Genomic DNA, 24,840 nt, shown 5'->3' with positions numbered 1-24,840 from the left:
AAATTTTAACACTAAAAAGCCAAGTCACCTCCACAGTTTAATGGAAGTGACTTGGCTTTTCATTGCAGCTCACTTTTGACAGTATTCGCTTTGGAAAACGGGACAGGATTAGTTGGTCTCCTGGTCTCGCTGTTGATGGTTCAGATCCACCAGCTTGTTGACTAGCGCCATTTTTTGTAAGATTGTCTGACAAATTTCATCAATCTGGCTGCCGACAGAATAATCCGCAGGCGCGATAAAATCGACACGTCGATTGGTGAGGAGGCTTGTGACCCGCTCTTTTTCAGTGTAGACAGCGATGGACTGACCACCATTGACTTTCACCAGTTTCATACAAGGAACATCCGTCATCCCGTCTCCGATATAGATCATATTGCGAAAAGGAATGCGGCGATTACGGTCTTCAACAAATTCATTTAACTGTTCGTCATCGTTCATCGGTAAAACCCCTTTGTTGATGCGAAACAGAAATTGGGTTTTATTGGTGTAATTGACCGTGAGGGCGGGCCAGTCGGCAGCACCCGTCTCATCATAGTGGAACTCGCAGGCGTAGATTTTTTTGAACTCGCTATGAATCGCCGTGCCTTCGATGATCTCAGTCAAGCCACTGGAAATGATGTAGTGTTCGATTTCCAAGCCTAAGCTGGCTCCCAGCTCGTTCATCCGGGAAAACCACGTATCGACACCGGCAAAGAGTTGGACATCTTTACCCAGCTCAACGAAATCTTTGCGCCGGATGGGAAGACCCTCAGCTTTGGCAGATTTAATCATGTAATACATATAGGAAATAATCCGATCCATTTTCTCATTTTCGGCGACTTTGGCCACCTCTTTCCAAAATGACGGGGCATCTACACCCAACTCGGGAATAAAGGAATATTCCTGCATATCTTTGGTACACAATGTCCGGTCAAAATCATACATAAAAGCGACAATCGGTTTTTTCATCAGTCAGCACATCCTTTGTTTAGCAATTGATAATATTCCGCAGTTCAAGACGCGGTGAATCTGTTGTGTTTCAGCGTTACCATTATACCCATAAAATAGGTAGGAAATGAAGCTGCAGGACTGAAACCGACGGGATAACAGGAAAAAGTTGGCCTAGAAGGAAGCAACTGTGGAAAAGCACCGAACTTTAAACAAATTAAATAATAACTGTTTTGCCGAATTATGAAAATATTCGAAAATAGAGAGTTACTATTCTTTTAATAAATATGATCCAAATGCTTGCAATCCATGAAAATAAGCGTATACTGACACAGTGTCACATGACGCGGCGTCATTTTCATAAAATGACAATCATGCAAAGATGGGAGGAACCGATATGCCTAAGGAAACTTTTTTTCATTTGACAGATGAAAAGAAGAGCCGGATCATGAGCGCTGCCAAAAAAGAATTTTCCCGTGTTCCTTTGAGTGAAGCCTCAATTGCCAGGATCATCAAAGATGCGGAAATTCCCCGGGGGAGTTTCTACCAGTACTTTGAAGACAAAGAAGACTTGTACTTCTATTATTTTCAAAGTATGCGGCGAAATTCGCAGCAGGAATTGCAACAAGCGATGCAAGAAGCGGCCGGCGACTTATTTAAGGGGATTGAAATCTACTTTTACAAGTTGGTAAAAGAAGTGCTTCATGGCGACAATGCGGCGTTTTATAAGAACTTGTTCATGAATATGGACTATCGTTCGTTTCATAAAGTTGCCCCCCACATGAATCGAAACGTTCATCACCACGACCACCATCATGGCCCGCTTTCGCAAAAAGATGCGCAGGCATTTTACGAAACGATTGATCTTTCCCGATTGAAAGTTGCTAATCAGGAAGAGCTGGCACTGCTGCTCAAGATGCTAATGCATTTGGTTTTCTCGACAATCGCAGAAGATTACCGCCGCTTGATGGGAACAACAGAGCAAGACACTGGCAAGGCCATTCATGATTTCGATTTGAAATTGAGTTGGCTGAAAAACGGCGCTTTAAAAGAGCCCGACGAAAAATCTAATGAGCAAGGAAGGTATGAGCCGTGAAATTATTCAAATACCTGGGAAAATACTGGTATGCCATCGTAGCAGCACTGATCCTTTTGGGGATCCAGGCTCGCAGCGACTTGACGCTGCCGAGCATTACGTCGGATATCGTTGACGTCGGGATCCAACAAGGCGGGCTGGAACAAGTTGCCCCGGATTCTATCCGCGAATCCACTCTCTCGGCCATCGAATTGTTCATGACCGATGAAGAAAAAGATACAATCAAAGACAACTACAAAAAGACTACTGAAAAAGTCGATGGTAAAGAAGTCGCAGTCTACGAACTGCACTTGCAAAAAGGCATGACCAAAGAGAAGTTATCGAAAATCTTTGAATTGCCGATGACTATGCTGGCAACGTCTCAAACAAAAGATGCCAAAGAAGCTTCTGCCAGCAAAGAGATTCTTGACACCTATCAAAAGATGGGAACGGATGGCAAAAAAGCCCAAGAACTTGGCAGCGAAGCCAAAGAATTAGGCGAACAAGCCAAAACAGCCGGTGCCGATGCCCAAACTGCAGCAGCAGCCGGTGACATGGCAACAGCCCAATCCAAAGGTGCTGAAGCCCAAGAATTAGGGGAACAAGCCCAAGCAAAAGGCAATGAAGCTCAAACATTGGCTGATCAAATTCAAAAAACCAATGACGAAATGCCGGCTAAAGTCGCCGCTGCCCGTAAAGAAATGACGGACAGTCTTGGTGACATGGGGACTGACTCCATGAAAACAGTAGGTATCCAATTGACTTTGGCTGAATACAAAGCATTGGACAAAGATACTAAACAGATCCAAACCGATTACATGATCAAAAAAGGTGCGGAAATGTTGAAACTGACCTTGATCTCTGCTGTTGCAGCGATTTTGGTAGGATTGATTGCTGCATTGGTTTCTTCTGCAGTGGGTCGTAACCTGCGGCTGGGACAATTCGATCAAATCTTGAAATTCTCAAATTCTGAGATGGAAAAATTCTCACCAGCTTCTCTGATTACCCGCAGCACCAACGATATTCAACAGATCCAAATGGGTCTGGTGATGACCATCCGGATGGTGCTGTACGCGCCAATCTTAGGGTTTGGTGGGGTTTACGAAGTTTACAAGACGGGGACTGGTATGGGCTGGATCGTAGGCCTGGCAGTTGCGATGGTTTTGGCATTGGTCTTGACCTTGCTGGCCTTTACAATGCCGAAATTCAAGAGCTTGCAAAAACTGGTAGACCGGGTCAACTTGGTCTCCCGCGAAATCATCACGGGGCTGCCGGTTATTCGGGCCTTCTCTCGTGAAAAATACGAAGAAAAACGCTTTGATGGTGCAAACACTGATTTGATGAAAACCCAGTTGTTTGTCAACCGGGCGATGTCCATCATGATGCCAATCATGATGCTGTTAATGAACGGTATCTCTGTGTTGATCGTCTGGATTGGCGGTCACAACATGGAAGCCGGTCAGCTGCAAGTCGGGGATATGATGGCTTTCATCACCTACACGATGCAGATTGTTATGGCGTTCATGATGTTGTCTATGGTTTCAATCATCTTGCCACGGGCGAACGTTTCCGCTAACCGGGTAGATGAAGTATTGAAAACCAAACCGACTATCACTGATCCAAAAGATCCGCAAGACGATCATGACTTTGAAGGAAAAGTTACTTTTGAAGGTGTGACTTTCCGTTATCCAGATGCTGATGAAGATGTCTTGCATCACATCAACTTCACCGCTAAACCGGGAGAAACGACGGCTTTGATCGGATCTACCGGTTCTGGTAAATCGACAGTAGTCAATTTGATTCCACGATTGTTTGACGTGACGACTGGGCGCATCACCATTGATGGCGTCGATATCCGTCAGATGAGCCTGCACAAACTGCATGAACTCATCGGATTTGTGCCGCAAAAAGGCGTACTCTTTTCCGGAGATATCACATCCAACATCAAGTTTGGGAACGTTGATGGCATTTCAGATGAACAGATGAAAAAAGCAGCAGAAATCGCGCAAGCCGAAGAATTCATCGAGTCAAATGAAGACGGCTATGATCGTGCTATTTCTCAAGGCGGGACCAACGTTTCCGGTGGTCAAAAGCAACGTTTGTCAATCGCTCGGGCACTGGCTAAAGATCCGAAGATTTTGATCTTCGACGATTCACTGTCTGCTTTGGATAACAAAACAGATGTAGCGCTGCGTCGGGCACTAGCAGAAAATGTCAAAGAAATCACCCAAATCATCGTGGCTCAAAAGATTTCAACAATCCTCCACGCCGATAACATCATCGTCTTGAATGAAGGTCGGATCGTGGCGCAAGGGACTCACGAAGAGTTGATGGCGACTTCACCAGTTTATCAAGAAATAGCTTCTTCCCAGTTGAGCAATGCCGAATTAGGTCTGGAAGCAGAATAGGGGGGCGCAGAAAATGGCAGAAAATACACAAAAACAACCACGTGGCGGCCGCGGACCAATGGGCGGCGGCATGGGTGGCGGCGAAAAAGCCAAAGATTTCAAAGGAACCATTAAAAAGTTAGTTTCTTACATGGCCAATTATAAAATCGCCGTCTTGTTCGTTATGATCTTTGCGGCAGCATCGACTGTCTTCAATATCTGGGGACCAAAGATTTTGTCCAAAGCCATCACTGAACTTTTCACCGGCCTGATGAAGAAGTATGAAGGCACCGGCGGAATCAATTTTGATAAAATCGGTCAAACGCTGGTATTCTTGCTGGCGTTGTACCTGATTGCTTCCTTGTTCGGAGTGATGCAAGGTTGGATCATGTCCACAGTCACTCAAAAGATTACCTATCGGATGCGAAAAGAAATTTCCGAAAAGATCAACCGGATGCCGATGAACTATTTTGAAAGTCGGACCACCGGTGAAGTCTTGTCACGAATTACCAATGATGTGGACACGCTGGGACAATCGTTGAACCAGTCTGTGACACAGTTGATCACCTCCACGTTTACCATTGTAGGGGTTATCGTGATGATGCTGTCGATTTCCGTACAAATGACAGGTATCTCTGTTTTGATCGTACCCATTTCCTTAGTTTTGATCCTGTTCGTTGTGAAGTTCTCACAAAAACACTTCGCTACTCAACAAAAATTCTTGGGGATTATCAATGGTCAAGTAGAAGAAACTGTTGGCGGGTACAATATCGTTCATTTGTTCAATGACGAAGAAAATGCATTGAATACATTTAAAGAACAAAATGAAGTTCTGTATAAATCTGCTTGGAAATCACAATTTCTGTCAGGTTTGATGCAACCAATCATGAACTTTGTCGGTAACTTGGGTTATGTGGCAGTTGCGATTATCGGTGGGATCATGGCCTTCAACGGGACAATTACCGTCGGGGACATTCAAGCCTTTATCCAATATGTCCGCAACCTGACACAACCAATCGCACAGTTGGCACAAGTTTCCAACATGCTGCAATCCATGGCAGCCGCAGCTGAACGGGTCTTTGAATTCCTCGGTGAAGAAGAAGAAGCCCAAACCGTTGAAAATCCGGTTAAACTGGATCATGTAGAGGGTATGGTAGACTTTGAACACGTTCACTTTGGATACTCTCCAGACAAAATCATCATCAATGACTTCAGCTCCCATGTGGATCCGGGTCAAATGGTGGCAATCGTCGGCCCTACCGGAGCGGGTAAAACCACGATGGTGAAACTGTTGATGCGTTTTTACGATGTCAATTCCGGTGCCATCAAAATTGATGGACACGATATCAGAGACTTTAACCGCGCCGATTTGCGTAAAAATATCGGGATGGTACTGCAAGACACTTGGCTGTTCAAAGGCACCATCATGGACAACTTACGTTACGGGAATTTGGATGCCACAGACGAAGAAGTCTATGAAGCCGCCAAAGCTGCCCACGTCCATCACTTTATCAAGAGCTTGCCTGGCGGTTACAACATGGAACTGAACGAAGAGTCCTCCAATATTTCCCAAGGTCAAAAGCAGTTGTTGACCATTGCCCGGGCAATTTTGGCAGACAAACCGATCCTGATCCTGGATGAAGCTACCTCTTCTGTCGATACCCGTACAGAGGTCTTGATCCAACAAGCCATGAATAACTTAATGGCTGGCCGGACATCCTTTGTTATCGCTCACCGTTTGTCGACAATCAAAGATGCCGACAAGATCTTGTACATGCAAGACGGAGATATCAAAGAACAAGGAACCCACGAAGAATTGCTGGCTCAAAACGGTTACTATGCCGCTTTGTACAATTCTCAATTTGAAGAATTAGCTGGCTGATTATAAAAAAGCAGTGACATCGTCTTGTTATAGACGGTGTCGCTGCTTTTTTTTCGTACTTTTTGCACCAAAAATGCCGGCAGAAAGCGGCTCACAGAATCAAAAGCTTGACGCTGTGAGTGCACGACTGTCGGCAGTTTTATTAATTTGAAGCTTTCATTGCTTTTGCTGTTTCGGGGAAGTTCTCCGAATACGGAGTTGTAATCAGCGCCAGCCTAAACCTGGAGCTACGTCTTTGATAAAGGTTTCCATCAGATGCACGTTATAATCTACTCCCAATGTGTTAGGAATCGTGATTAAAACCGTGTCGGCTTCTTTCAATGCTTCATCTTGTGCCAATTCTTTCACCAATTGATCCGGTTCGCCGGCAAAAGTACGACCGAAAATCGTCGGATTGCGGTGATAAGCCAAGAAACCTACTTGGTCGTATTTGGAATCGTCATCGCCGCCAAACAAACGACGGTCAAAATCAGTGGTGATGGGTTGAATCGAACGAGTAACCAGTGTCCGGGGTTCGAAGTCGTGACCGGCTTCTTTCCAAGCCTGTTTGAAGGCTCGCAATTGTTTTGCTTGTTGGATGTGGAAAGGTTCATTGGATTCGTTATTCACCAAGGTTGAGGATTGCAAGTTCATGCCGTGTTTAGCTGCCCAGATGGCAGTTTCTTGTGAACCGGCACCCCACCAGATTCGTTGTTTTAGACCTTCTGAATAAGGTTCGATGCGTAGTTTACCAGGAGCTTGTGGGAACATCGGCATCGGATTTGGTTCAGCAAAGCGCTTGCCTTGCAAAAGGTCCATGAATTCCAGCGTCCGTTCTCGGGTAACTTCTTTGATTTCTTCTTCGCTGTAGTCATAGCCGAAATACTTCCAGCCGTCTAACACTTGTTCCGGTGACCCACGGCCCACGCCCAATTGCACGCGTCCTTGAGTGATTATATCCGTCAAACCGGCATTTTCTGCCATCATATAAGGATTTTCATAGCGCATGTCGATTAAGCCGGTACCGATTTCAATCTTGCTCGTTTTGGCACCGATAGCTGCCATCAGTGGAAATGGTGATCCAATCTGAGGGGCAAAGTGATGTACCCGGAACCAAGCGCCGTCAATCCCCAACTTTTCAGCTTCAACCGCCAAGTCAATGGATTGCAGATACGCTTCTTCGGCAGTTTTGACTAATGAGCTCTGATCCATCCAATGACCAAAACTCAAAAAACCGATATTTTTCATTGTCGATTTCCTCCTTCTTTATTGGAAAATCACTTACTTTTGATAAGTTACTGCGATTTTACTATGAATCTGAGAAAAAAGCGAATATTTGTGCCGCAAAAAAATGCAGGGTAATGAACAAAATAAAATTTTACACAAAGGTGGTGAGAATGAGGAATTTATCGGGAGTTCAAAGCGTTTTTTTGATGAAAAATATGATAGACCATAAAAATTTCAATCATTAGCGAAAAAAATTCTATGTTTAACTATTTCCGCAATCGCTATACTGACAATAAATAAAGCGCATACAATGCGCTGAAAGAGAGGAAAAAATGAATATGAAAAAGAGAAATGCGTTTGCTGCTTTGGCTTTAGCTTTGGGGTTGACGGTCAGTCTAACAGCCTGCAGTTCCGGTTCTGAAGGTGGGACGGATGCTTCAAAAGGTGGTGGCGATGCAGCCGCTTCAAAAGTTGCCAACAAGGACAAGCCACTGGTTTGGTTCAACCGCCAGCCTTCCAACTCCTCTACTGGTGAACTGGATATGACTGCTCTTAATTTTAATAAAGATACTTACTATGTCGGATTTGATGCTTCCCAGGGGGCAGAAGTACAAGGAACAATGATCAAAGACTATATCGAAAAAAATATCGATAAGATCGATCGCAACGGTGACGGGGTCATCGGTTATGTATTAGCTATCGGTGACGTAGGTCATAACGACTCTATCGCTCGTACCAGAGGGGTGCGTAAAGCATTGGGCACAGGTGTAGATCAAGGTGGCAGTGTGAATAGCGAACCGATTGGGACGAATGTGGATGGCAAATCCAAAGTTGTACAAGATGGTACTCTAGAAGTTAACGGGAAATCCTATAAGATCCGCGAACTGGCTTCACAGGAAATGAAAAATAACTCTGGTGCTACTTGGGATGCAGCGACTGCCGGTAATGCTATCGGGACTTGGGCATCATCTTTTGCTGAGCAGATTGATGTGATCGCTTCCAACAATGATGGGATGGGGATGTCCATCTTTAACTCTTGGTCTAAAGACAACAAAGTACCGACATTTGGCTACGATGCTAACAGTGATGCTGTGGCAGCCATTGGAGAAGGTTATGGTGGAACTATCAGCCAACACGCAGACGTTCAAGCTTACTTGACACTGCGGGTATTGCGTAATGCTTTGGACGGTGTCGATATTGATACCGGTATCGGTACCAAAGACGAAGCGGGCAATGTGTTGAGTTCAGATGTGTACACTTACAATGCCGATCAACGTTCATACTACGCGTTGAATGTCGCTGTTACTGCTGACAACTACAAAGATTTCACCGATTCTACTAAAGTTTACGAACCAGTTTCTCATCAATTGGACAAAACTAAATCGCCTGAAAAGAAAGTTTGGTTGAATATCTACAACTCTTCCGACAATTTCTTAGGTTCTACCTACCAACCCCTGTTGGAAGCTTATGATGATCTGCTGAACTTAAAAGTGGAATATATCGCTGGTGACGGTCAAACAGAATCTAATATCACCAACCGTTTGGGCAACCCAAGTGAGTACGATGCCTTTGCAATCAACATGGTTAAAACAGATAACGGCGCTTCTTACACCTCTATTCTTAACCAATAAGATCAATAAGGGGATTCGGGGTTGCGACAAAAAAGCTGTTGCAGCCCCAATTTTAAGGAAACATCTGGTAACAGCTGATTAGAAAAGTCAAAGAGCTAGCCATTTAGCCGCAGTCTCACCTGATTTGGTGGGCTAGATGCATCAGTCGAATATAGCTACCGACCACCAAACTTACGCCGCCTGTATCGCCATAAAGAATGGCCAGCGACAGAAGTCCAATAGTCGGATTATCTCAAAGTTCTTTACAGGAGTAGACATCATGACAGAAAACAAAGATGATATCGTATTATCGATACGAGGAATGAGCAAGTCTTTTGGCCGCAACCGCGTGTTAGATCGCATCAATCTAGATGTAAAGCGGGGAACGGTTATGGGGCTGATGGGAGAAAACGGTGCCGGTAAGTCGACGATGATGAAGTGCCTCTTTGGTACATATCAAAAAGACGAAGGAACCGTCTTCTTGGAAAATAAAGAAGTCAATTTTACAGGACCTAAGGATGCGCTGGAAAATGGGATTGCAATGGTCCACCAAGAATTGAACCAAGCCCTAGAACGCAATGTAGTCGACAATTTGTTCTTGGGACGCTATCCCCTTAATTCGTTAGGGATGGTGGATGAAAAACGAATGCGTAAAGAAGCCTCCGAGTTGTTTCGGAAGCTGGGAATTACCGTCAACTTGACGCAACCAATGCGTACTATGTCGGTTTCTCAGCGCCAGATGTGCGAAATTGCTAAGGCGATTTCTTACAATTCAAAAGTTATCGTGTTAGATGAACCCACCTCTTCGTTGACCGTGCAAGAAGTGGAAAAATTGTTCGATATGATGCGGATGCTGCGAGAAAAAGGCATCTCCATCGTCTACATCTCCCACAAGATGGACGAAATTTTTGAAATTTGCGACGAAGTATCCATTTTGCGAGACGGGAAATTAGTTGCGACCAAAGCGACCAACGATACCAATATGAATGAATTAATTGCAGCCATGGTGGGACGTTCCTTGGAAAATCGGTTTCCACCGGTAGATAATACACCGGGAACGAGTATTTTGTCTGTGAGACATCTTTCCACTAAATTTGCACCGCAACTTCAAGATGTGACCTTCGATGTCGGCCGTGGTGAAATTTTCGGCTTGTACGGATTAGTGGGTGCGGGCCGGACAGAACTATTAGAGACGATTTTTGGTATTCGGACCCGAGCGGCTGGGCGGGTCTATTTCAACGAAAAACTGATGAACTTCAACAGTCCGAAAGAAGCGATGGAACACGGATTTGCTTTGATTACAGAAGAGCGTAAAGCCAACGGAATTTTTGAAAAAGGGAATTTGGTCTTCAATACGACAATTGCAAATCTGCCGCAATACAAAGCCGGAGTGGCATTGTCCAACCAGAAGATGGAAAAAGCGACGGTCAATGAAATTAAAGTCATGCGGACCAAAGCGATGGGTCCTCACGATGCTATCGCCAGCTTGTCAGGGGGAAACCAGCAAAAGGTGATTTTCGGAAAATGGCTGGAGCGTAATCCGCAAGTTTTCATGATGGATGAACCAACGCGGGGGATCGACGTAGGGGCGAAATATGAGATCTATGAATTGATCATCAATATGGCCAAACAAGGAAAGACGATTATTGTGGTCTCTTCGGAAATGCCGGAAATTTTGGGGATTACCAACCGTATTGGCGTGATGTCAAACGGCCGACTCTCCGGTATCGTCAATACCACCGATACCAATCAAGAAGAATTGTTACGCCTCAGCGCGAAATACTTATAATTTAAGGAGATATCAGAGTATGGCAACGGAAAAAGGAAAACTGCTGACAGCCGAAGCGGAGTTAAAACTACGTCAACCTATCGATGACTATGTTGGTGGCTTACAAAATCAGATCAACGCCCTGCGATTAGAGGGGACCGACCGCGTAATTTCATTATTGAGCCTGATTGAGACGACTAAACGAGACCGCAGCTTGACAAAAGAGGAAAAGAGTCAACAAATCGCCGACTACAAGCAACAGTTGGAGACAGCAAAAAAAGTTGAAGAACAGAATAAACCCCAAGTAGCTGCTTTAATCAGCCAAGCAGAGAATTATTTGAACGAACACTTTGATAAAGAATATTTTCTGCCAGTCAAAGAGAGTGCTCAACAGGAACGAGTCATTGCGAAAAAAAATTACCAAGATCGGATTCGTTCATTAAATGCTGAACGAGAAGCAGCACTTGCCAAACTATCCGATCATCAAGAGATCAAAGAAGAAAAATATGTCTTTAAAAACCGTCTCTTTGACATCAAGATGGATTACCAAGCTGAAAAACAGCGAGTTAAAGATCGGGAACATGAAGCATTTATCCATAAGTATCATCTGTTAGACCTCTTACGAATGTCGAAATTCAGCATCAAAGAAACCATCGAACAACGTTGGGAAAACTATCGCTATACCTTCAACCGACGGGATTTCTTGCTGCGTAATGGTTTGTATTTTGCCATCATTATTGTCTTCATTATCTTGGCAATCATCACGCCGATTGTCAAAGGGACACCTTTATTGACCTATAATAATATCTTGAATATCCTACAACAGGCATCACCGCAAATGTTTCTGGCGCTGGGGGTTGCCGGCTTGATTCTACTGACGGGGACCGACTTGTCCATCGGGCGGATGGTAGGGATGGGGATGACTGCTTCGACTATCATCATGCACCAAGGAATCAATACCGGGGGTGTTTTCGGTCATATCTTCGACTTCAGTAAGATGTCTTTGGGTGCTCGTGTGGTTTTGGCATTAGTGGTGACTATTATCTTATCGACAATTTTTACGACGATTGCCGGATTCTTTACCGCGAAGTTTTTGATGCATCCTTTCATCTCGACCATGGCCAATACGCTGATTATCTTTGGACTGGTGACGTATGCCACTAAAGGGGTTTCTTTTGGGGCAATTGATCCAGCAATTCCCAATATGATTATTCCAAAATTGAACGGATTTCCTTCCATCATTTTGTGGGCAGTAGCTGCTATCGTGATCGTCTGGTTTATCTGGAACAAAACCACTTTTGGTAAAAACTTGTATGCTGTCGGGGGGAATCCTGAAGCTGCAGCCGTTTCAGGGATTTCAGTGTTTGCTGTAACCATCGGCGCCTTTGTTTTGGCAGGCATCCTGTATGGTTTCGGTTCTTGGTTAGAATGTGCCCGCATGGTAGGCTCTGGTTCTGCAGCTTATGGGCAAGGTTGGGAAATGAATGCTATCGCAGCCTGTGTGGTAGGGGGCGTTTCTTTCACTGGTGGGATTGGTAAAATCTCCGGTGTTGTTGTCGGTGTCACGATTTTCACGGCGCTGACTTATGCATTGACTATCTTAGGGATTGATACGAACTTGCAGTTCGTCTTCTCTGGGGTCATTATCCTTGTAGCTGTTACCTTGGACTGCTTGAAATATGTTCAAAAGAAATAGCCGTTGGAACTGAACGGTTCAAAAAGGGGACTATGGCGCATACCATGGTCCTTTTTTGTTAGTGTGGTCAAAGAAAAGGCAGATGACCTCTTCCTATTTTTTATAAAAGGGTCCATAATGAAAGCGCTTCTTAAAATAGTTGCAAAAAAATGTGCAACGATAAACTAAAAAAAGTGGGAAGGTGACAAAATGAGTAACTACACATTACTTTTAGTGGATGATGAAGAGGATGTCTTACGAGTCATCACCAAAAAAGTTGCATGGGAAGCACTGGGTTTTCGCGTAATCGGTACTGCCAATAATGGGGTTCAAGCTTTGGACATCGTGGAAAAAGAACAGCCGGATGTAATCATGACAGATATCAAAATGCCCTATATGAATGGCTTGGAACTATTTCAACAGGTTAAGGCAGACTATCCAGCGACCAAATTGCTGATCTTTTCGGGATTTGATGAATTCGAGTATGTGAAGGAAGCACTGCGTCTGGAAGTGGGGGATTACATATTGAAACCCGCTAGCTCAGTAGAATTGACAGAGGCCTTCACGCAGCTAAAAATAAAATTGGATAAAGAAGCTGCCGAGAGTCGTAATATCGAGACATTACAGCAATACTATCAGGAATCATTGCCGCTGATGCAGGTGAACTTTTATGCCACTCTTTTGGAAGGTCGCGTCAAAGAAGCCGATCTCCCGCGCTTTTTGACTAGCTATCAAATTCCCTTGAAGGGGCCTTTATACTGTTGCTTGGTTTTGCATACGTCATTGAGCCGACTGACTACCGAAATGAATCCGCTTTTGCTGACAGCGGCTGTGCAAAAGCAAGCCACCGATTTTTTTGACGACAAGTGGCAAGGCGTCTATTTTTCTTATTTGGGAGAAACTGTGATGCTGGCCCAACTGGCTGATGAAAAAGCCATTCCAGAGTTGACCGACGAGTGCGACCGCTTTTGTCGCTATGTGCTGCGTAAACTCAATGCAGTAGTGACCATTGGAATGGGACAAGTGTGTACGACGATTTTGGATTTGGGAAATTCATACAGCAGTGGTCGCATGGCGGTGTCCTATCGTTCAATTTACGGCGCCTCTCGTGTGTTGAATATCAATGAGGTGGCTCCCCAGGAAATGCAAAATGTTACCCTCTCCAATGAAGGCGAATTGGGGGAATTGTTGAAAAAGATCCATGTTGGCCCAAAAGCAGCAGTGGAGCAGGCAGCGAGTGTTTACTTGGAGCATTTGAATGAAACCACTATGAGTTTTTCTCAACACACGGTGGTCATCTCAGAACTTATCGGGGCCTTGTATCGCTTCTCGGTAAATAACAACTTGACTGCTGAAGCACTGACAGACAACATCAAAGAGCTCTACACAAGATTGCCGGAAATGGAACCGGTATCATTGCGAAACTGGTTGCTAGAGACGACGGGAATGCTGTATGAACAGCTGAAAACAGCCCGCAGCCATACGACGAAATCACTGGTATTAAAAGCACAAGAATATGTCCGTAGCCACTATAACGATGAGACGCTATCTTTAGATGATATCTGTCACTTTCTCGGTGTTTCCAACTCTTATTTTTCATCGATGTTTAAAAAGGAGACGGGGACGACTTTTATCGGCTATCTGACGGACTATCGTTTAGACCACGCTTCACGCATGCTTTTAGAAACAGCTGAAAAAAGCTACATTATCGGACAAAAAGTCGGATACACAGATCCCAATTATTTCAGTTATGTATTCAAACGACGCTTTGGATTGTCACCACTAAACTATCGGACGGGGAATGTTGAACGTGTGGGAAAAGTATAAGAAAAAGTTCTCTGACATGGGATTACAGTCAATCTTGATGCTCGTCTTTTCCGCCTTGACGATTTTGATTACGTTGATCACTGGTTGGCTTTTGTACACGCGCTTTTCTCGGCTGGCACAGGAAAAGGAAGTCGAAGCTTCCCAGGAATTGATGCGCCAAACCCGGGATTCTATCGAAAGTTATCTAATGCAGATGCGCCAAATTTCTGACATGGTCTACTATGATGTAATCAAAGAAAATGACTTTGCCACTCAAGATCAAATCATCCATAACGGTATGAATCTACTCTACGAAAGCAGTAAAGATAATCTGGCTAGTGTGGCTATTTACAACAACTACGGTAGCTTGATTGCCGCTGAACCAGTCGCTCTTCAAAAAGAAGACCCCAATATTACCAATCAGGAATGGTTTCAACAAGCACTTTCGAAGATGGAGAACATTCATTTTTCCACTCCCCACATCCAGAATCTCTTTGATAATGGTAGCATGCACTATGATTGGGTGATCTCATTAAGTCGCGCTGTGGAACTCAACAACAATGGCGATAGTCAACTAGGTGTGCTGTTGGTGGATATGAATTACTATCGTGTTTCACATATGATGGAGCAGATCAATCTACCGAAGAATTTGAAATATTACTATTTATGTGATGCAAACGGAAAAATTATCTACCATCCGAAACAGATTCAGATTGAAAAAGGGCTGCTGCATGAAGATACGGCCGCCGCTGCAGAATATAAAGAAGGCAGTTACGACAATTCTTTTCAAGGAATCAAACGTACGGTATTGGTCAATGATATCAGTTATACCGGTTGGAAATTGGTGGGGGTCATTCCAAAAGAAACTTTTCTGCAAGATCGTTTTCGGGTGGGCTTAGTTTTGGCCTTTTATGTGGTCTTGATGGCAATGGTTCTTTTACTGGTGAATCGGTTGATTGCCCTGAGAGTATCCAGTCCACTGCGAAAATTGAATGACTCGGTAGTAGAATACGAAGCTGGAGAAAACTCGGCAATTTATATCGGTGGCTCCTCGGAAATCCGTCACTTGGGACATTCGATTCAAATGTCATATGAACAAAACGAATTATTGATGAAGGAAGTGATTTCGGAGCATAATGAGCGACGAAAAAGTGAATTGGATGCCCTGCAAAGCCAGATTAATCCGCATTTTTTATACAATACACTAGAATCTATCACCTGGATGATTGAAGGAGAACGCAACGACAAGGCAGTCTTCATGGTAACGCAATTGGCGAAGCTGTTCAGAATTAGCCTTTCAAAAGGGCGAACGGTGATTAGTGTGGCTGATGAGCTGCAGCATGCCAGAAGCTATCTAAATATCCAGATGGAGCGCTACCAAGAGAGTGTCTCAGTGAGTTTCGATATTGATCCAGAAGTCGAAAACCAAGCAATTGTTAAGCTGGTTTTGCAGCCGATTTTGGAAAATAGTTTGAACTACGCGCTGACAGGTCTTGATGAAGGTGGTGAGATTCGGATCGTTGGTCGTCTGGTAGAAAATGAGATTCGACTTTCGGTAATAGACAATGGAGTAGGTATGACCAAAGAGCAGGTGGCCTCGTTGTTGACTGATGATGAAAAGGTTGCCAAGATGGGCTCCGGTGTTGGGTTAGTAAACGTTAACAGACGTCTGCAACTATTTTTCGGTAAGAGCTATGGATTACGAGTACAAAGCCAACTGGATGAAGGCACGACTGTCACCATTGTGATCCCTGCGGTAGCGTATACCGAAGAAAATCGCAAACGGCTAGAGCAAGGTTTCCGTTTCAATGATGATGTATTGAAAGCTGAAGAAAAAGGACAGGTGGAACCAGATGAAGAACCATAAAATCTTTATTATGCTGGAATTAGTGTTAGGGGGGATGGCTGTTGTCTTAGCGCTTCTGATGCTGACGGCAGATCCTGATGCCAGTGTGGGGAAAGTTGCGGTTATCTTGCCTGATTCTGATAGTAGTCGGTGGGCTTCTCTGCGCTACGGCTTAAAAATGGCTGCTGCTGATTACAATGTAGAAGTAGTCGTTGCAGATACTGGTGAGACCATGACTGCTGCAAAGCAAAAAAAGTTCATTGATCAGGAAGTAGCCAATGGCGCAGACGCAGTTATTGTTGGTCCGGCAGTAGGAGAAGAGGAAACGGCAATGCTTGCCAAGATTGAGCAAGAACGTCCAGTGGTGATGATTGGCAGCGCTCCTACATCTAATAAAAGCTCTGTGACTAGTGTCGCTCCTGATAATTTAGTGATGGGCCAGGCGCTGGCAGAAGAGCTGTTGCAAGACTATGCTGGTGATCTTGAGGGTAAAACTTTAGGAATCATCTGCGAAGAGACAGATGATTCCAAAGAAGAAGGATTTGAAAGGGCGTTGGCGGACAAAGGTGTAGTGATAAAATGGCGCTGCAAAATCAGTGATGAAATGAAAAAAGATGGGGTTCCAGAAGCATTGGCACCAGTAGATTTGGTGGCAGCGTTGGACGATAAAAGCGTGGCTGCTTATGCAGAAAGTCACAAAAACAGTAACCTGAAAAATGCTGTAGCTTATGGTATCGCGCATTCCACGGAAGCTGTCTATTATCTGGATACCGGTTTAGTAAAAGCGCTGATAGTTCCTGATATTTTCAGTATGGGCTATCTGAGTGTCGGTAAGGCAACACAGCTGTTACAATTTCATTTGGGAAAAATCGACAGTAAAACCGTAGCCTATCAAGTCTTGCGTGGAGAAAACCTATTCACTGAGGACAATCAGAAGCTGTTGTTTACTATGAATCAAAATTGAGAAAGGAGCCCTAACTGTGAGAGTCAAAAGGACAGTATGGCTGATATTCAGCCTTTTGGCAGTTTTCTCATTAGCTGCATGTGCCAGCTCACCAACTCCGAATACCCCCAAAATTTATTGACTGCCGTAACTTTTCCGGAAGCAACAAGTAACGATATTTGTATTTCGGTAGAGACAGGCGACGAGTAAGTCTGTCGGGAAACTGGCAGATAGTGATAAGTAATTTCTTATCCAACAAAGAAACTGAATTGCTGGAAAGCCGTAAAGCTCAGCTGGCCACAACGTAAGGATAGCCAAACCTAAGCGTGACGGCGGTGAAAACAGAAAAAACAGCTGAGATGACATAAGGTTAAAACCTACTTGTCAAAAACAATCGGTGATCAGCAGCGAAGCTCAGAAATGAGAACGTTCAACGACTATTCCTCTTGAGGGAAGTACACGGAAAAGCCCGTGGAAGTGGTTTCGCCTAACCCAAAGTAATTTGGTATGGAGAAGAGATAGTCTGTACTTGTATGAAAGTACAAGAAGTTCATCAGAGAACTGCATGTGGGGTAGCGTCTGCATGTGAACGACACCTTCAGTAGCTGGCTGAGGCATAATTATGGTTTTACTGGTGCTTGGTGAATCAATTGAAGAATAACAAGTTCGGTAAACTGTGAGTGACAGCTTGACTGTAATTTGCGGTTTATCACGAGCATCGGGGCCAAGAATTGTGTGGAGCCGTTTCAGAAGGTCTAGGTGGGGGTCACACGATACGACAAAAGTGATCGGTTTATGAATGAGCTAACGGATAGTATGGAAGAAAAGTTAAAGGAGTTGGGTAAAGAAAAAGAAGTTGAGACAGTGATGACCATTCGAGATGCTTCGGATTCTCAGCGACAACAAAACGAGCAGGTTAAGGAATTGCTGGGTGCTGGCTGTAATGTTCTGCTGGTAAACCTGGTGGATCGGACCAACACTTCTTCTATTATCGAACAGGCTAAAGAACGTGACGTACCGGTGATTTTTTTCAATCGTGAGCCGGTAGCTGAGGATTTAAAGCAATGGAATAAATTGTATTATGTGGGAGCGGATGCCCAAGAGTCTGGTAAGATGCAAGGTGAGTTGGCTGCTGCGGCAATCGCTGAAAATCCTAAAATTGATCGCAATCAAGATGGCAAAATCCAGTATGTAATTTTAGAAGGAGAACCCGGACATCAAGATGCCATTATTCGAACCGAAGAGAGTGTCAATACCTTGAAAAATGCCGGTATCAAATTGGAGAAACTGGGGTATGGCATCGCCAATTGGAACCGGGCTCAGGCAGAAAACCGAATGATGCAGCTCATTGGTCAATATCAAAATGATATCGAGCTGGTCCTCTCCAACAATGATGAAATGGCCCTTGGCGGATTAGATGCTTATGCTAAACTCAATCGCACCGAATCTAGCATTCCGGTGTTTTTCGGAATTGATGGGACTAAAATAGGCTTGCAGGCAGTAAAAGATGACTTACTAGCCGGTACCGTCTACAATGATAAGGATGGTCAAGCTACGGCAATGGCTGAACTAGCAGCTGATTTGGCGTTAGGAAAAAAGAGCCGACTCACAGCAGCCGGACCCCAGATTTACCTGCCCTATAAAAAAATTACCAAAGAAAATGTGGCTGATTTTTAAATTTTAAAACTAGTCTGGCTGTGCTACTAGACAATGCCAAATGGTAGGGGGTTCAGGGGGCTGAAGTTGCCAGAATTATTTCATCCAATTATGAGGTAGTCATATTGTGACTATCTCTTTTTTTATAATCAGAATAGACCTGTGGAGTTTGGTAGGCGGCAGGTTTCCAAAAAATTTGCTGTTCGTTGGCAAGTTATTATTGCTTACATAAAGGCATCCAAACGACTAGTCGCCTTTCACTGATGTGCAGGTATAAATGATTATCGGAAAAGAGGAGATTGGATGTTTGAAGCGGCAAGTAAGACGCAAGACACGCTGTCATTGGCAGAATGGATCATAAAGGGCAGTTGGAGTCAGATGAATGACTACAATCCCTTTATGACATTGGTAAAGGGCGCTGATGGTGACACAAAGCCGTTTATCACAGCTGCCTGTGAGTCTTACAAACGTGCAGTTGAGACTGGTATTGAACCTGAGGGAGGATTCTCCTGGGAAGCACCCGGGGATAACTTGAAATCATTACCGAGTTATGCCAAGCAAAGTGTTTCTTATAAATTCGGCATTCCGGCGTTGTACAGTGGTTCGCTTGAGCAGTCTTCAGTGATTCTCGTGCTGCTTAATCCAGGCGGAACTTACAATGATATGGATTTGACAATCTGGTCGGCGATAAAGCAAGACGGTGGAGATCTGGTGCCTCCTAAAACGGTGGCAGAGTTTATGGAAATCTATGATGAAAATGGCAAGTTTCGTGATCCAAATGAAAATTGGACAATTGATTTAGCGCGATTAAAAGCGTATGTGTGGGATGATCAACGGAACAAGCTATATCAAGAGCTGGCTGATGAAACCAATCGCTATGATGAAGTTCCCTTGTTGACCCGTATGAAAACGGACGGAATCGCGGATTTGAAATCAGCAAAGCAGGAATACTATTATTTTGACAAATACTTCCGAGGATTATTTACACCTATTGGGACCCAAGATCACTTCTTTGACGTGGCAGTTGACAGGTTAGCAGATATTGCAAATAAGTCGGAGGCTGAAGGCAAAGAATTCAAAGAGAAAATCCGCGAGTTGAAAATCGCAACGCTGGATTTATTTCCTTACCGCAGTAAGACCATCACCCTTCCTAAAAAGGAGATTGCTTCAGTCTGTAAGCAAGCCTCCAGTCGCTTTGTAATTTCTGTCATCTTGAAACGGATCTATGAGTATGAACACCGAAGTGAAACTGCAGACCTTGTTCCACCGAGATTTATCATCCGCTCCTATAAGGACAGAAAAGGAAATCCAGGCATCTGGGAATCAGCCATCCAGGAATTTTTGCAGCAAGAAGAAAATCAGAAAATCGATCTTTCCATGGCAACCATTGCAAAATACGTGCTGACGTTTTCTTCTTTTCAAAATGTCGTGATGACTGAAAAGAATCTTCGGCAAGTGACTCCGCAAGAAAAGGGAGCTCAAGTCGCGGCAATCGAAACCGCCGAGTACGAACAATTAATCAAAGTTTCCGGAATTGACGCCCTCTTTAGTAAAGAAGCGGTGGCAATGAAAGGCTGAGAATCTTGGCGGGTGGCTGTCAGTGGCCACAAACGGAGGGCTTGTCACTAATAAAACTGTCATAAGACTATGCTGCAATCGCGGCATGGTCTTTTTTGGCAGGCAAAATATATGCGGTGGTCGCCTGTTTTTGACGAATTTGCGTATTTTTGCTACAATCAATTTGCGAACGTATGTTCTGTTGGAGGTGGAAAGATGGAATTATCAAAGAAGATTGAGATCCTGGCTGAATCAGCCAAATATGATGTTTCCTGTTCCAGCAGTGGGGTGACTGAAAACAATCGCCAAGGAACAGTCGGTAGTACGGCGGCGGCCGGTATCTGTCATTCCTTTACTGCGGATGGGCGATGTGTCTCTTTGCTGAAGCTGCTGTTGACCAATGCGTGTATCTTTGACTGTCACTATTGTATCAATCGCAAGTCCAATCACATTCCGCGGGCAGCCTTTACACCAAGAGAAGTTGCCGATTTGACAATGGATTTTTATATGCGCAATTACATTGAAGGCCTGTTTTTGAGTTCTGCTATTATCCAAAATGTGGACTATACTTGCGAACTGCTGATTGAGACATTGCGGATTCTTCGTCATGAAAAGGGCTTTCGAGGCTATATTCACGTCAAGGCTATCCCGGGAGCAGATGAGCGGCTGATCCAGGAGCTGGGCTTTTTAGCGGACCGGATGAGTGTGAATGTGGAATTGCCTTCACGGGAAAGCTTACAATTACTGGCGCCGGACAAAGATCCTTTAGCGCTGTACAAGCCGATGAAACAAATCGCAACAGTCAAACAGCAGCAACGGTTGCTACTAGCACTCCGCAAAAGTCCGACCTTTGTGCCAGCCGGTCAGTCTACTCAGATGATTATCGGAGCAACTCCGGAAACTGATCGGGCCATCGTAAAAATTGCCGCGAATCTTTACGGGAAATATGATTTGAAACGGGTCTATTATTCTGCCTATATTCCGATGAACAATGACTCACTGCTACCGGCGGTGACGACCGATCCGCCATTATTGCGGGAACACCGGTTGTACCAAGCAGACTGGCTGATGCGTTTTTACAAATTTTCTGCCGATGAAATCCTGACAGAAGAGAAGCCCAACTTCAATTTATACCTAGATCCTAAGGCAAACTGGGCGGTGCAACATTATGAGCAGTTCCCTGTTGATGTGCAAACTGCCTCCTATGAGCGGCTATTGCGCATCCCTGGAATCGGGCCGAAAAGTGCCAAAAATATCGTTAAGGCCAGAAAATACTACCAGTTACAATTATCCGACTTAAAACGTTTGGGTGTGGTGGTCAAACGTGCCCAGTATTTTGTTTCCTGCAATCAGCAACAGCTGGCAGGGTTGATCCGCGACCCCGAGTGGATTATCGCGTCTTTGGTCTCCTCCAAGCAATACAATACCTTGAAAAACTTGAATACCCAGACGACAAGTGAACAGTTGAGCCTGTTTGATGTGGAAAAACTGGCACATCATCAGATGAGTGGAAAGGCGGGAAGCTCATGATTCAATTGCAAGAGCAGGATGTCTTGTGGGAATACGACGGCAGTTTCTGGGGGATGATGACTGTCGTGGACCGCGCTTTTTCCCAAAAAATTCTGCCAGCAGAAATTCTAAATCCTGCTACAACTGCCATCAGTCTATTTCCCAGTGAATGGCTGGCCACTGATGAAAGCCGTGGAAAGCAAATCTGGCGACGCCTACAGCAGAAATTGACCCCGGATAATCAGGCTTTTATCCGAGACGGCTTCAACAGCACGTTGTTGGATAAAGAAAGAGCGCTGTTAACAGCAATCGCCATTGCATTGGAGAGTCGGGACTCGTTAACCAATTTTATCGGCCACCCCCAAGTGCTGGCACTGCAAAAAGCGATCCAGTCGCTTTTAGGAGAAGTACATCTGCTGACCGGCTTTGTTCGTTTTGAATATGTCGGGGCTATCCTTTTCAGTAAAATCGCGCCGAAACATCAGTCACTCCCGTATCTTTGTCCACATTTTGCAGAGCGCTATCCCAATGAACAACTGCTGATCTATGATGAAACCCATCGATTGTTAGCAGTCATCGATCACGGGGCGACTTCATTTATTGAGGATCTCGATTGTCCTTTATCACCAGAAGACGCCAATGAAGTACAGGTCCAAGAACATTGGCAGACCTTTTTAGCAGCCGTGACCATCAAGGAACGCAGCAACCCCACTCTCCAGCGCAGTCACCTGCCACTGCGTTTTCGAGAAAATATGGTGGATTTTGGGAGGGGAAAGCAGCAAACCCCACCGCTTGAATGAAAAAAGGACGAAGCTTAGCGCACAAACCCAACCATCGTTGTGTAGGTACTCTGAGCTTCGCCTTTTTTTGTGAAGCGGCTAGCAATGAAATGCTTTATCAAAGAAGAATGAGGTAGAGAAGTCCCCGCGATATTACGATTTTTTTCTAAAAAGTGTCACTAAATAAGATACGCCAGTGGCAGAGATGGTGATGATTCCTGCAAGTAAAAAGAGCATACCAATAGGCAGCAGATAAAAATTTTCGTGCAGAAAACCGGCAGCATCAATATATTCCACCGAGTGCCCTTTAATAAATAAGAGAGCTAGTCCCAACAGTAGTAAAAAAGCACCAATGGCAGTCGTAATCAGGTTAAGCTTGGCCCTTCTTGTAGTACTCCCGTCTTTGATCAGTTTTTCTGTTAAATTATTATTCACATGAGTTCCTCCTAAAATCAATTCATCAAGTGAAAGGTGAAAAACGTCTGCAATTAGAATCAACATTTCTAGGTCAGGAAGATTTCGATCATTCTCCCAGTTTGAAACGGCTTGTCGGGTGACATTCAGGCGAGTACCGAACTGTTCTTGTGTTAAGTTATTTTTAATACGTAGTGTTTTTATTTGTTCTCCAAATTCCATCATCCTTCTCCTTTCCCAGATGTTTGTTTACCTTAGCTGAAGATTCGGCGGTTTCCAAGCAAGCATTGCTTGCCAGCTGTCAAATCAAGGGAAAGAGCTGCTTGCGACATGCAGAAGCTCCGTTGATTTCAGGTTTTGCCGGCCTTGTCTCCACAGAATAAACAAGTCAAACTAACTGATTTTTTGTAGGAATCGTTGTCATTATATCAAGAAAGTCCAAATTGGAACCAAATTGGTGACTAGTATCTTCTAAAGCAAAGAATTCATCTGGTGCGGATGCAAGGGATGTTTAAATAATTGTAGAAAGCATGAATAGAAACTATATATTGGAAGTAGAAAAACCACATTAGCCAGCATTTCCTTGAAACAAGAGGTCGTGTCTTTTCTAGATTTTTTCCTTATAATGGGGGTAACAATAAGCGATAGAGAAGGTGCAAAATGAACGGGCAGCAAAGACTATTGATGATTTTTATCCGACTGCTGAGTGGTCGAAAAATCACCAAGCGAGAGTTAATGGAAGAGTTCGGTAAAAAGGAGTCCACAATTCAAAGGGATATCGCAATTATCGAGGATGTTCTTTCTGAGGATATCGCAGGAAAAACCATTCGGGAGACTGTGTCAATCCAGCGAGACGGAAAAGGAAATTATCAATTAAAGGATCAAGGCGAATTTTTTGATTTAGAAAGGCTGACTGACGAAGAGTTGTTGATTTTATTGAAAATCCTCTATGGCAGCCGGGTATTCAATCGTCACGAATTAGATAGCCTGCGAGGCAAACTGATGTCCATGGCTCACCAGCCGGAAACCTTGCAGCGTTTCTTGCTGAATGAAGAGTTTCATTACAAAGGCGTGGCACAACCCGATTTATTGGATCGCGTCCCGTTGATTTGTGAGGCAATTCAGGAAAATCGCATGGTGGAATTCACCTATTCTAAAAATGGCGCTACCGAAACCCTCAGACGGACTCCGGAGGCTCTTTATTTCTCAGATATGTATTTATACATGATTTCAGACAATCATCGTGGCAAAGACAACGCCACCTTGTCCGATATGAACAAGTTCCGGATCAACAATATGGAGGATCTGAAGAAACTTTCAAGTTCGGCCCAGCACAAAGAATATACCGAACGTTATGAAGGTGGACTGCTCAGAAATCAAACTGGCAGATTTTCATATTTTGGACGTCCTATCACCATGAGAGTGGAATTCTATTTTGATCCGGTGTATGTCCTGGATCGCTTCCCGGATTCCAAAATCATCAGTCAGAAAGGCAATGTGTACACATTGGAAATGCAGGTGAACGACGGCTATGGTACCAAGATGTGGCTGTTGACCCAAGGAGATATGATCAAGGTGCTTTCGCCAGCATCCATGAAGGAATACACCATCAATGAAATGATCGGTGCTCTGGAGTTATATGGGTATGAGGTCTACAAAGACGGTAAACAAGAACATGTAAGAGATTTGGATAGTGATTGAAAAGTGTGTTTGACACAAACCATCAGATCCAAAAAGATAGTGCAATCACAATGACCGCAGCTACATAAAGATAAAAAAACTCTTAGCAGTAGTGTAGTG

At 44.2% G+C, this 24,840-nt stretch carries 17 protein-coding genes; 14 read left to right on the top strand and 3 right to left on the bottom strand.

The features are described from left to right. Positions 1 to 108 precede the first annotated feature (108 nt). On the bottom strand, positions 109 to 948 hold the full coding sequence (locus tag BAU14_RS03830; RefSeq protein WP_161898747.1) for an HAD family hydrolase: 840 nt from the start codon (positions 946 to 948) through the stop codon (positions 109 to 111). A 376-nt stretch (positions 949 to 1,324) separates the two neighbouring features. On the opposite strand from BAU14_RS03830, the gene BAU14_RS03825 reads away from it, so the two are divergent. Genes BAU14_RS03825 through BAU14_RS03815 form a run of 3 tightly spaced genes read left to right on the top strand, consistent with a single transcriptional unit; the run spans position 1,325 to position 6,271 of the window. Further along, a complete protein-coding gene (locus tag BAU14_RS03825) occupies positions 1,325 to 2,023 on the top strand; it encodes a TetR/AcrR family transcriptional regulator (RefSeq protein ID WP_161898746.1) in 699 nt (232 codons plus the stop codon). Further along, positions 2,020 to 4,410, top strand: coding sequence for an ABC transporter ATP-binding protein (locus BAU14_RS03820; RefSeq protein WP_161898745.1), 2,391 nt, complete (start codon positions 2,020 to 2,022; stop codon positions 4,408 to 4,410). Before BAU14_RS03825 ends, BAU14_RS03820 begins: the two co-directional genes overlap by 4 nt. Before the next feature lie 13 nt (positions 4,411 to 4,423). Continuing rightward, a complete protein-coding gene (locus tag BAU14_RS03815; protein WP_161898744.1) occupies positions 4,424 to 6,271 on the top strand; it encodes an ABC transporter ATP-binding protein in 1,848 nt (615 codons plus the stop codon). A gap of 204 nt (positions 6,272 to 6,475) precedes the next feature. On the opposite strand, the gene BAU14_RS03810 is transcribed toward BAU14_RS03815, so the two are convergent. Then, the gene (locus BAU14_RS03810) at positions 6,476 to 7,498 is read right to left on the bottom strand and encodes an LLM class flavin-dependent oxidoreductase (protein WP_161898743.1); all 1,023 of its coding nucleotides are present in this window, start codon (positions 7,496 to 7,498) and stop codon (positions 6,476 to 6,478) included. 317 nt (positions 7,499 to 7,815) lie between these two features. Between BAU14_RS03810 and BAU14_RS03805 the strand changes: the two genes are divergently transcribed. The 10 genes from BAU14_RS03805 to BAU14_RS03760 all read left to right on the top strand — a co-directional run bounded on the left by BAU14_RS03805 (position 7,816) and on the right by BAU14_RS03760 (position 22,647). Further along, positions 7,816 to 9,108, top strand: coding sequence for a substrate-binding domain-containing protein (locus tag BAU14_RS03805; RefSeq protein ID WP_161898742.1), 1,293 nt, complete (start codon positions 7,816 to 7,818; stop codon positions 9,106 to 9,108). 259 nt (positions 9,109 to 9,367) lie between these two features. Then, positions 9,368 to 10,876: a sugar ABC transporter ATP-binding protein gene (locus BAU14_RS03800; RefSeq protein ID WP_161898741.1), complete on the top strand. Its 1,509-nt coding sequence runs from the start codon at positions 9,368 to 9,370 to the stop codon at positions 10,874 to 10,876. Positions 10,877 to 10,895: 19 nt separating this feature from the next. Then, positions 10,896 to 12,551: an ABC transporter permease subunit gene (locus tag BAU14_RS03795; RefSeq protein WP_161898740.1), complete on the top strand. Its 1,656-nt coding sequence runs from the start codon at positions 10,896 to 10,898 to the stop codon at positions 12,549 to 12,551. A gap of 189 nt (positions 12,552 to 12,740) precedes the next feature. Beyond that, complete coding sequence (locus BAU14_RS03790) at positions 12,741 to 14,357, top strand: response regulator transcription factor (protein WP_161898739.1); 1,617 nt, start codon at positions 12,741 to 12,743, stop codon at positions 14,355 to 14,357. A gap of 16 nt (positions 14,358 to 14,373) precedes the next feature. Further along, entirely contained in the window at positions 14,374 to 16,203 is a 1,830-nt protein-coding gene (locus BAU14_RS03785) for a cache domain-containing sensor histidine kinase (RefSeq protein ID WP_202622153.1), read from the top strand. Next, positions 16,190 to 17,146: a substrate-binding domain-containing protein gene (locus tag BAU14_RS03780; RefSeq protein ID WP_161898737.1), complete on the top strand. Its 957-nt coding sequence runs from the start codon at positions 16,190 to 16,192 to the stop codon at positions 17,144 to 17,146. The genes BAU14_RS03785 and BAU14_RS03780 overlap by 14 nt, the downstream gene beginning before the upstream one ends. 738 nt (positions 17,147 to 17,884) lie before the next feature. Beyond that, positions 17,885 to 18,802 carry a galactose ABC transporter substrate-binding protein gene (locus BAU14_RS03775; RefSeq protein WP_202622152.1) on the top strand — a complete coding sequence of 306 codons (918 nt, stop codon included), beginning with the start codon at positions 17,885 to 17,887 and terminating at the stop codon, positions 18,800 to 18,802. Positions 18,803 to 19,084: 282 nt separating this feature from the next. Then, positions 19,085 to 20,359, top strand: a complete 1,275-nt coding sequence (locus BAU14_RS03770; RefSeq protein ID WP_161898736.1) for a hypothetical protein — start codon at positions 19,085 to 19,087, stop codon at positions 20,357 to 20,359. Between the two features lie 195 nt (positions 20,360 to 20,554). Beyond that, positions 20,555 to 21,868 (top strand): putative DNA modification/repair radical SAM protein, encoded by a 1,314-nt coding sequence (locus BAU14_RS03765; RefSeq protein WP_161898735.1) that lies wholly within the window; start codon positions 20,555 to 20,557, stop codon positions 21,866 to 21,868. After that, the gene (locus tag BAU14_RS03760) at positions 21,865 to 22,647 is read left to right on the top strand and encodes a TIGR03915 family putative DNA repair protein (protein ID WP_161898734.1); all 783 of its coding nucleotides are present in this window, start codon (positions 21,865 to 21,867) and stop codon (positions 22,645 to 22,647) included. Before BAU14_RS03765 ends, BAU14_RS03760 begins: the two co-directional genes overlap by 4 nt. A 132-nt stretch (positions 22,648 to 22,779) precedes the next feature. Here the strand turns inward: BAU14_RS03760 and BAU14_RS03755 are convergent, their stop codons facing one another. Beyond that, positions 22,780 to 23,262, bottom strand: coding sequence for a DUF3955 domain-containing protein (locus BAU14_RS03755; RefSeq protein ID WP_161898733.1), 483 nt, complete (start codon positions 23,260 to 23,262; stop codon positions 22,780 to 22,782). Positions 23,263 to 23,700: 438 nt separating this feature from the next. Here BAU14_RS03755 and BAU14_RS03750 point away from each other — a divergent pair, with 438 nt between their 5' ends. Further along, a complete protein-coding gene (locus BAU14_RS03750; RefSeq protein ID WP_161898732.1) occupies positions 23,701 to 24,741 on the top strand; it encodes a helix-turn-helix transcriptional regulator in 1,041 nt (346 codons plus the stop codon). The last annotated feature ends 99 nt before the right edge of the window (positions 24,742 to 24,840 follow it).

Source organism: Candidatus Enterococcus leclercqii (assembly GCF_009933135.1).
In the GTDB taxonomy this organism is placed as follows: Bacteria; Bacillota; Bacilli; order Lactobacillales; family Enterococcaceae; genus Enterococcus_C; species Enterococcus_C leclercqii.
The sequence above is the reverse complement of the archived record's forward strand: the minus strand, read 5'-3'. Positions and strand labels throughout refer to the sequence as shown.

What these genes read in the sequence shown, in the direction of transcription:
- BAU14_RS03795 (WP_161898740.1), top strand. Translation starts at nt 10,896, where the DNA reads ATGGCAACGGAAAAAGGAAAACTGCTGACAGCCGAAGCGGAGTTAAAA.
- BAU14_RS03760 (WP_161898734.1), top strand. Translation starts at nt 21,865, where the DNA reads ATGATTCAATTGCAAGAGCAGGATGTCTTGTGGGAATACGACGGCAGT.
- BAU14_RS03805 (WP_161898742.1), top strand. Translation starts at nt 7,816, where the DNA reads ATGAAAAAGAGAAATGCGTTTGCTGCTTTGGCTTTAGCTTTGGGGTTG.
- BAU14_RS03800 (WP_161898741.1), top strand. Translation starts at nt 9,368, where the DNA reads ATGACAGAAAACAAAGATGATATCGTATTATCGATACGAGGAATGAGC.
- BAU14_RS03790 (WP_161898739.1), top strand. Translation starts at nt 12,741, where the DNA reads ATGAGTAACTACACATTACTTTTAGTGGATGATGAAGAGGATGTCTTA.
- BAU14_RS03750 (WP_161898732.1), top strand. Translation starts at nt 23,701, where the DNA reads ATGAACGGGCAGCAAAGACTATTGATGATTTTTATCCGACTGCTGAGT.
- BAU14_RS03770 (WP_161898736.1), top strand. Translation starts at nt 19,085, where the DNA reads ATGTTTGAAGCGGCAAGTAAGACGCAAGACACGCTGTCATTGGCAGAA.
- BAU14_RS03810 (WP_161898743.1), bottom strand. Translation starts at nt 7,498, where the DNA reads ATGAAAAATATCGGTTTTTTGAGTTTTGGTCATTGGATGGATCAGAGC.
- BAU14_RS03830 (WP_161898747.1), bottom strand. Translation starts at nt 948, where the DNA reads ATGAAAAAACCGATTGTCGCTTTTATGTATGATTTTGACCGGACATTG.
- BAU14_RS03780 (WP_161898737.1), top strand. Translation starts at nt 16,190, where the DNA reads ATGAAGAACCATAAAATCTTTATTATGCTGGAATTAGTGTTAGGGGGG.
- BAU14_RS03815 (WP_161898744.1), top strand. Translation starts at nt 4,424, where the DNA reads ATGGCAGAAAATACACAAAAACAACCACGTGGCGGCCGCGGACCAATG.
- BAU14_RS03765 (WP_161898735.1), top strand. Translation starts at nt 20,555, where the DNA reads ATGGAATTATCAAAGAAGATTGAGATCCTGGCTGAATCAGCCAAATAT.
- BAU14_RS03825 (WP_161898746.1), top strand. Translation starts at nt 1,325, where the DNA reads ATGCCTAAGGAAACTTTTTTTCATTTGACAGATGAAAAGAAGAGCCGG.
- BAU14_RS03785 (WP_202622153.1), top strand. Translation starts at nt 14,374, where the DNA reads ATGGGATTACAGTCAATCTTGATGCTCGTCTTTTCCGCCTTGACGATT.
- BAU14_RS03755 (WP_161898733.1), bottom strand. Translation starts at nt 23,262, where the DNA reads ATGGAATTTGGAGAACAAATAAAAACACTACGTATTAAAAATAACTTA.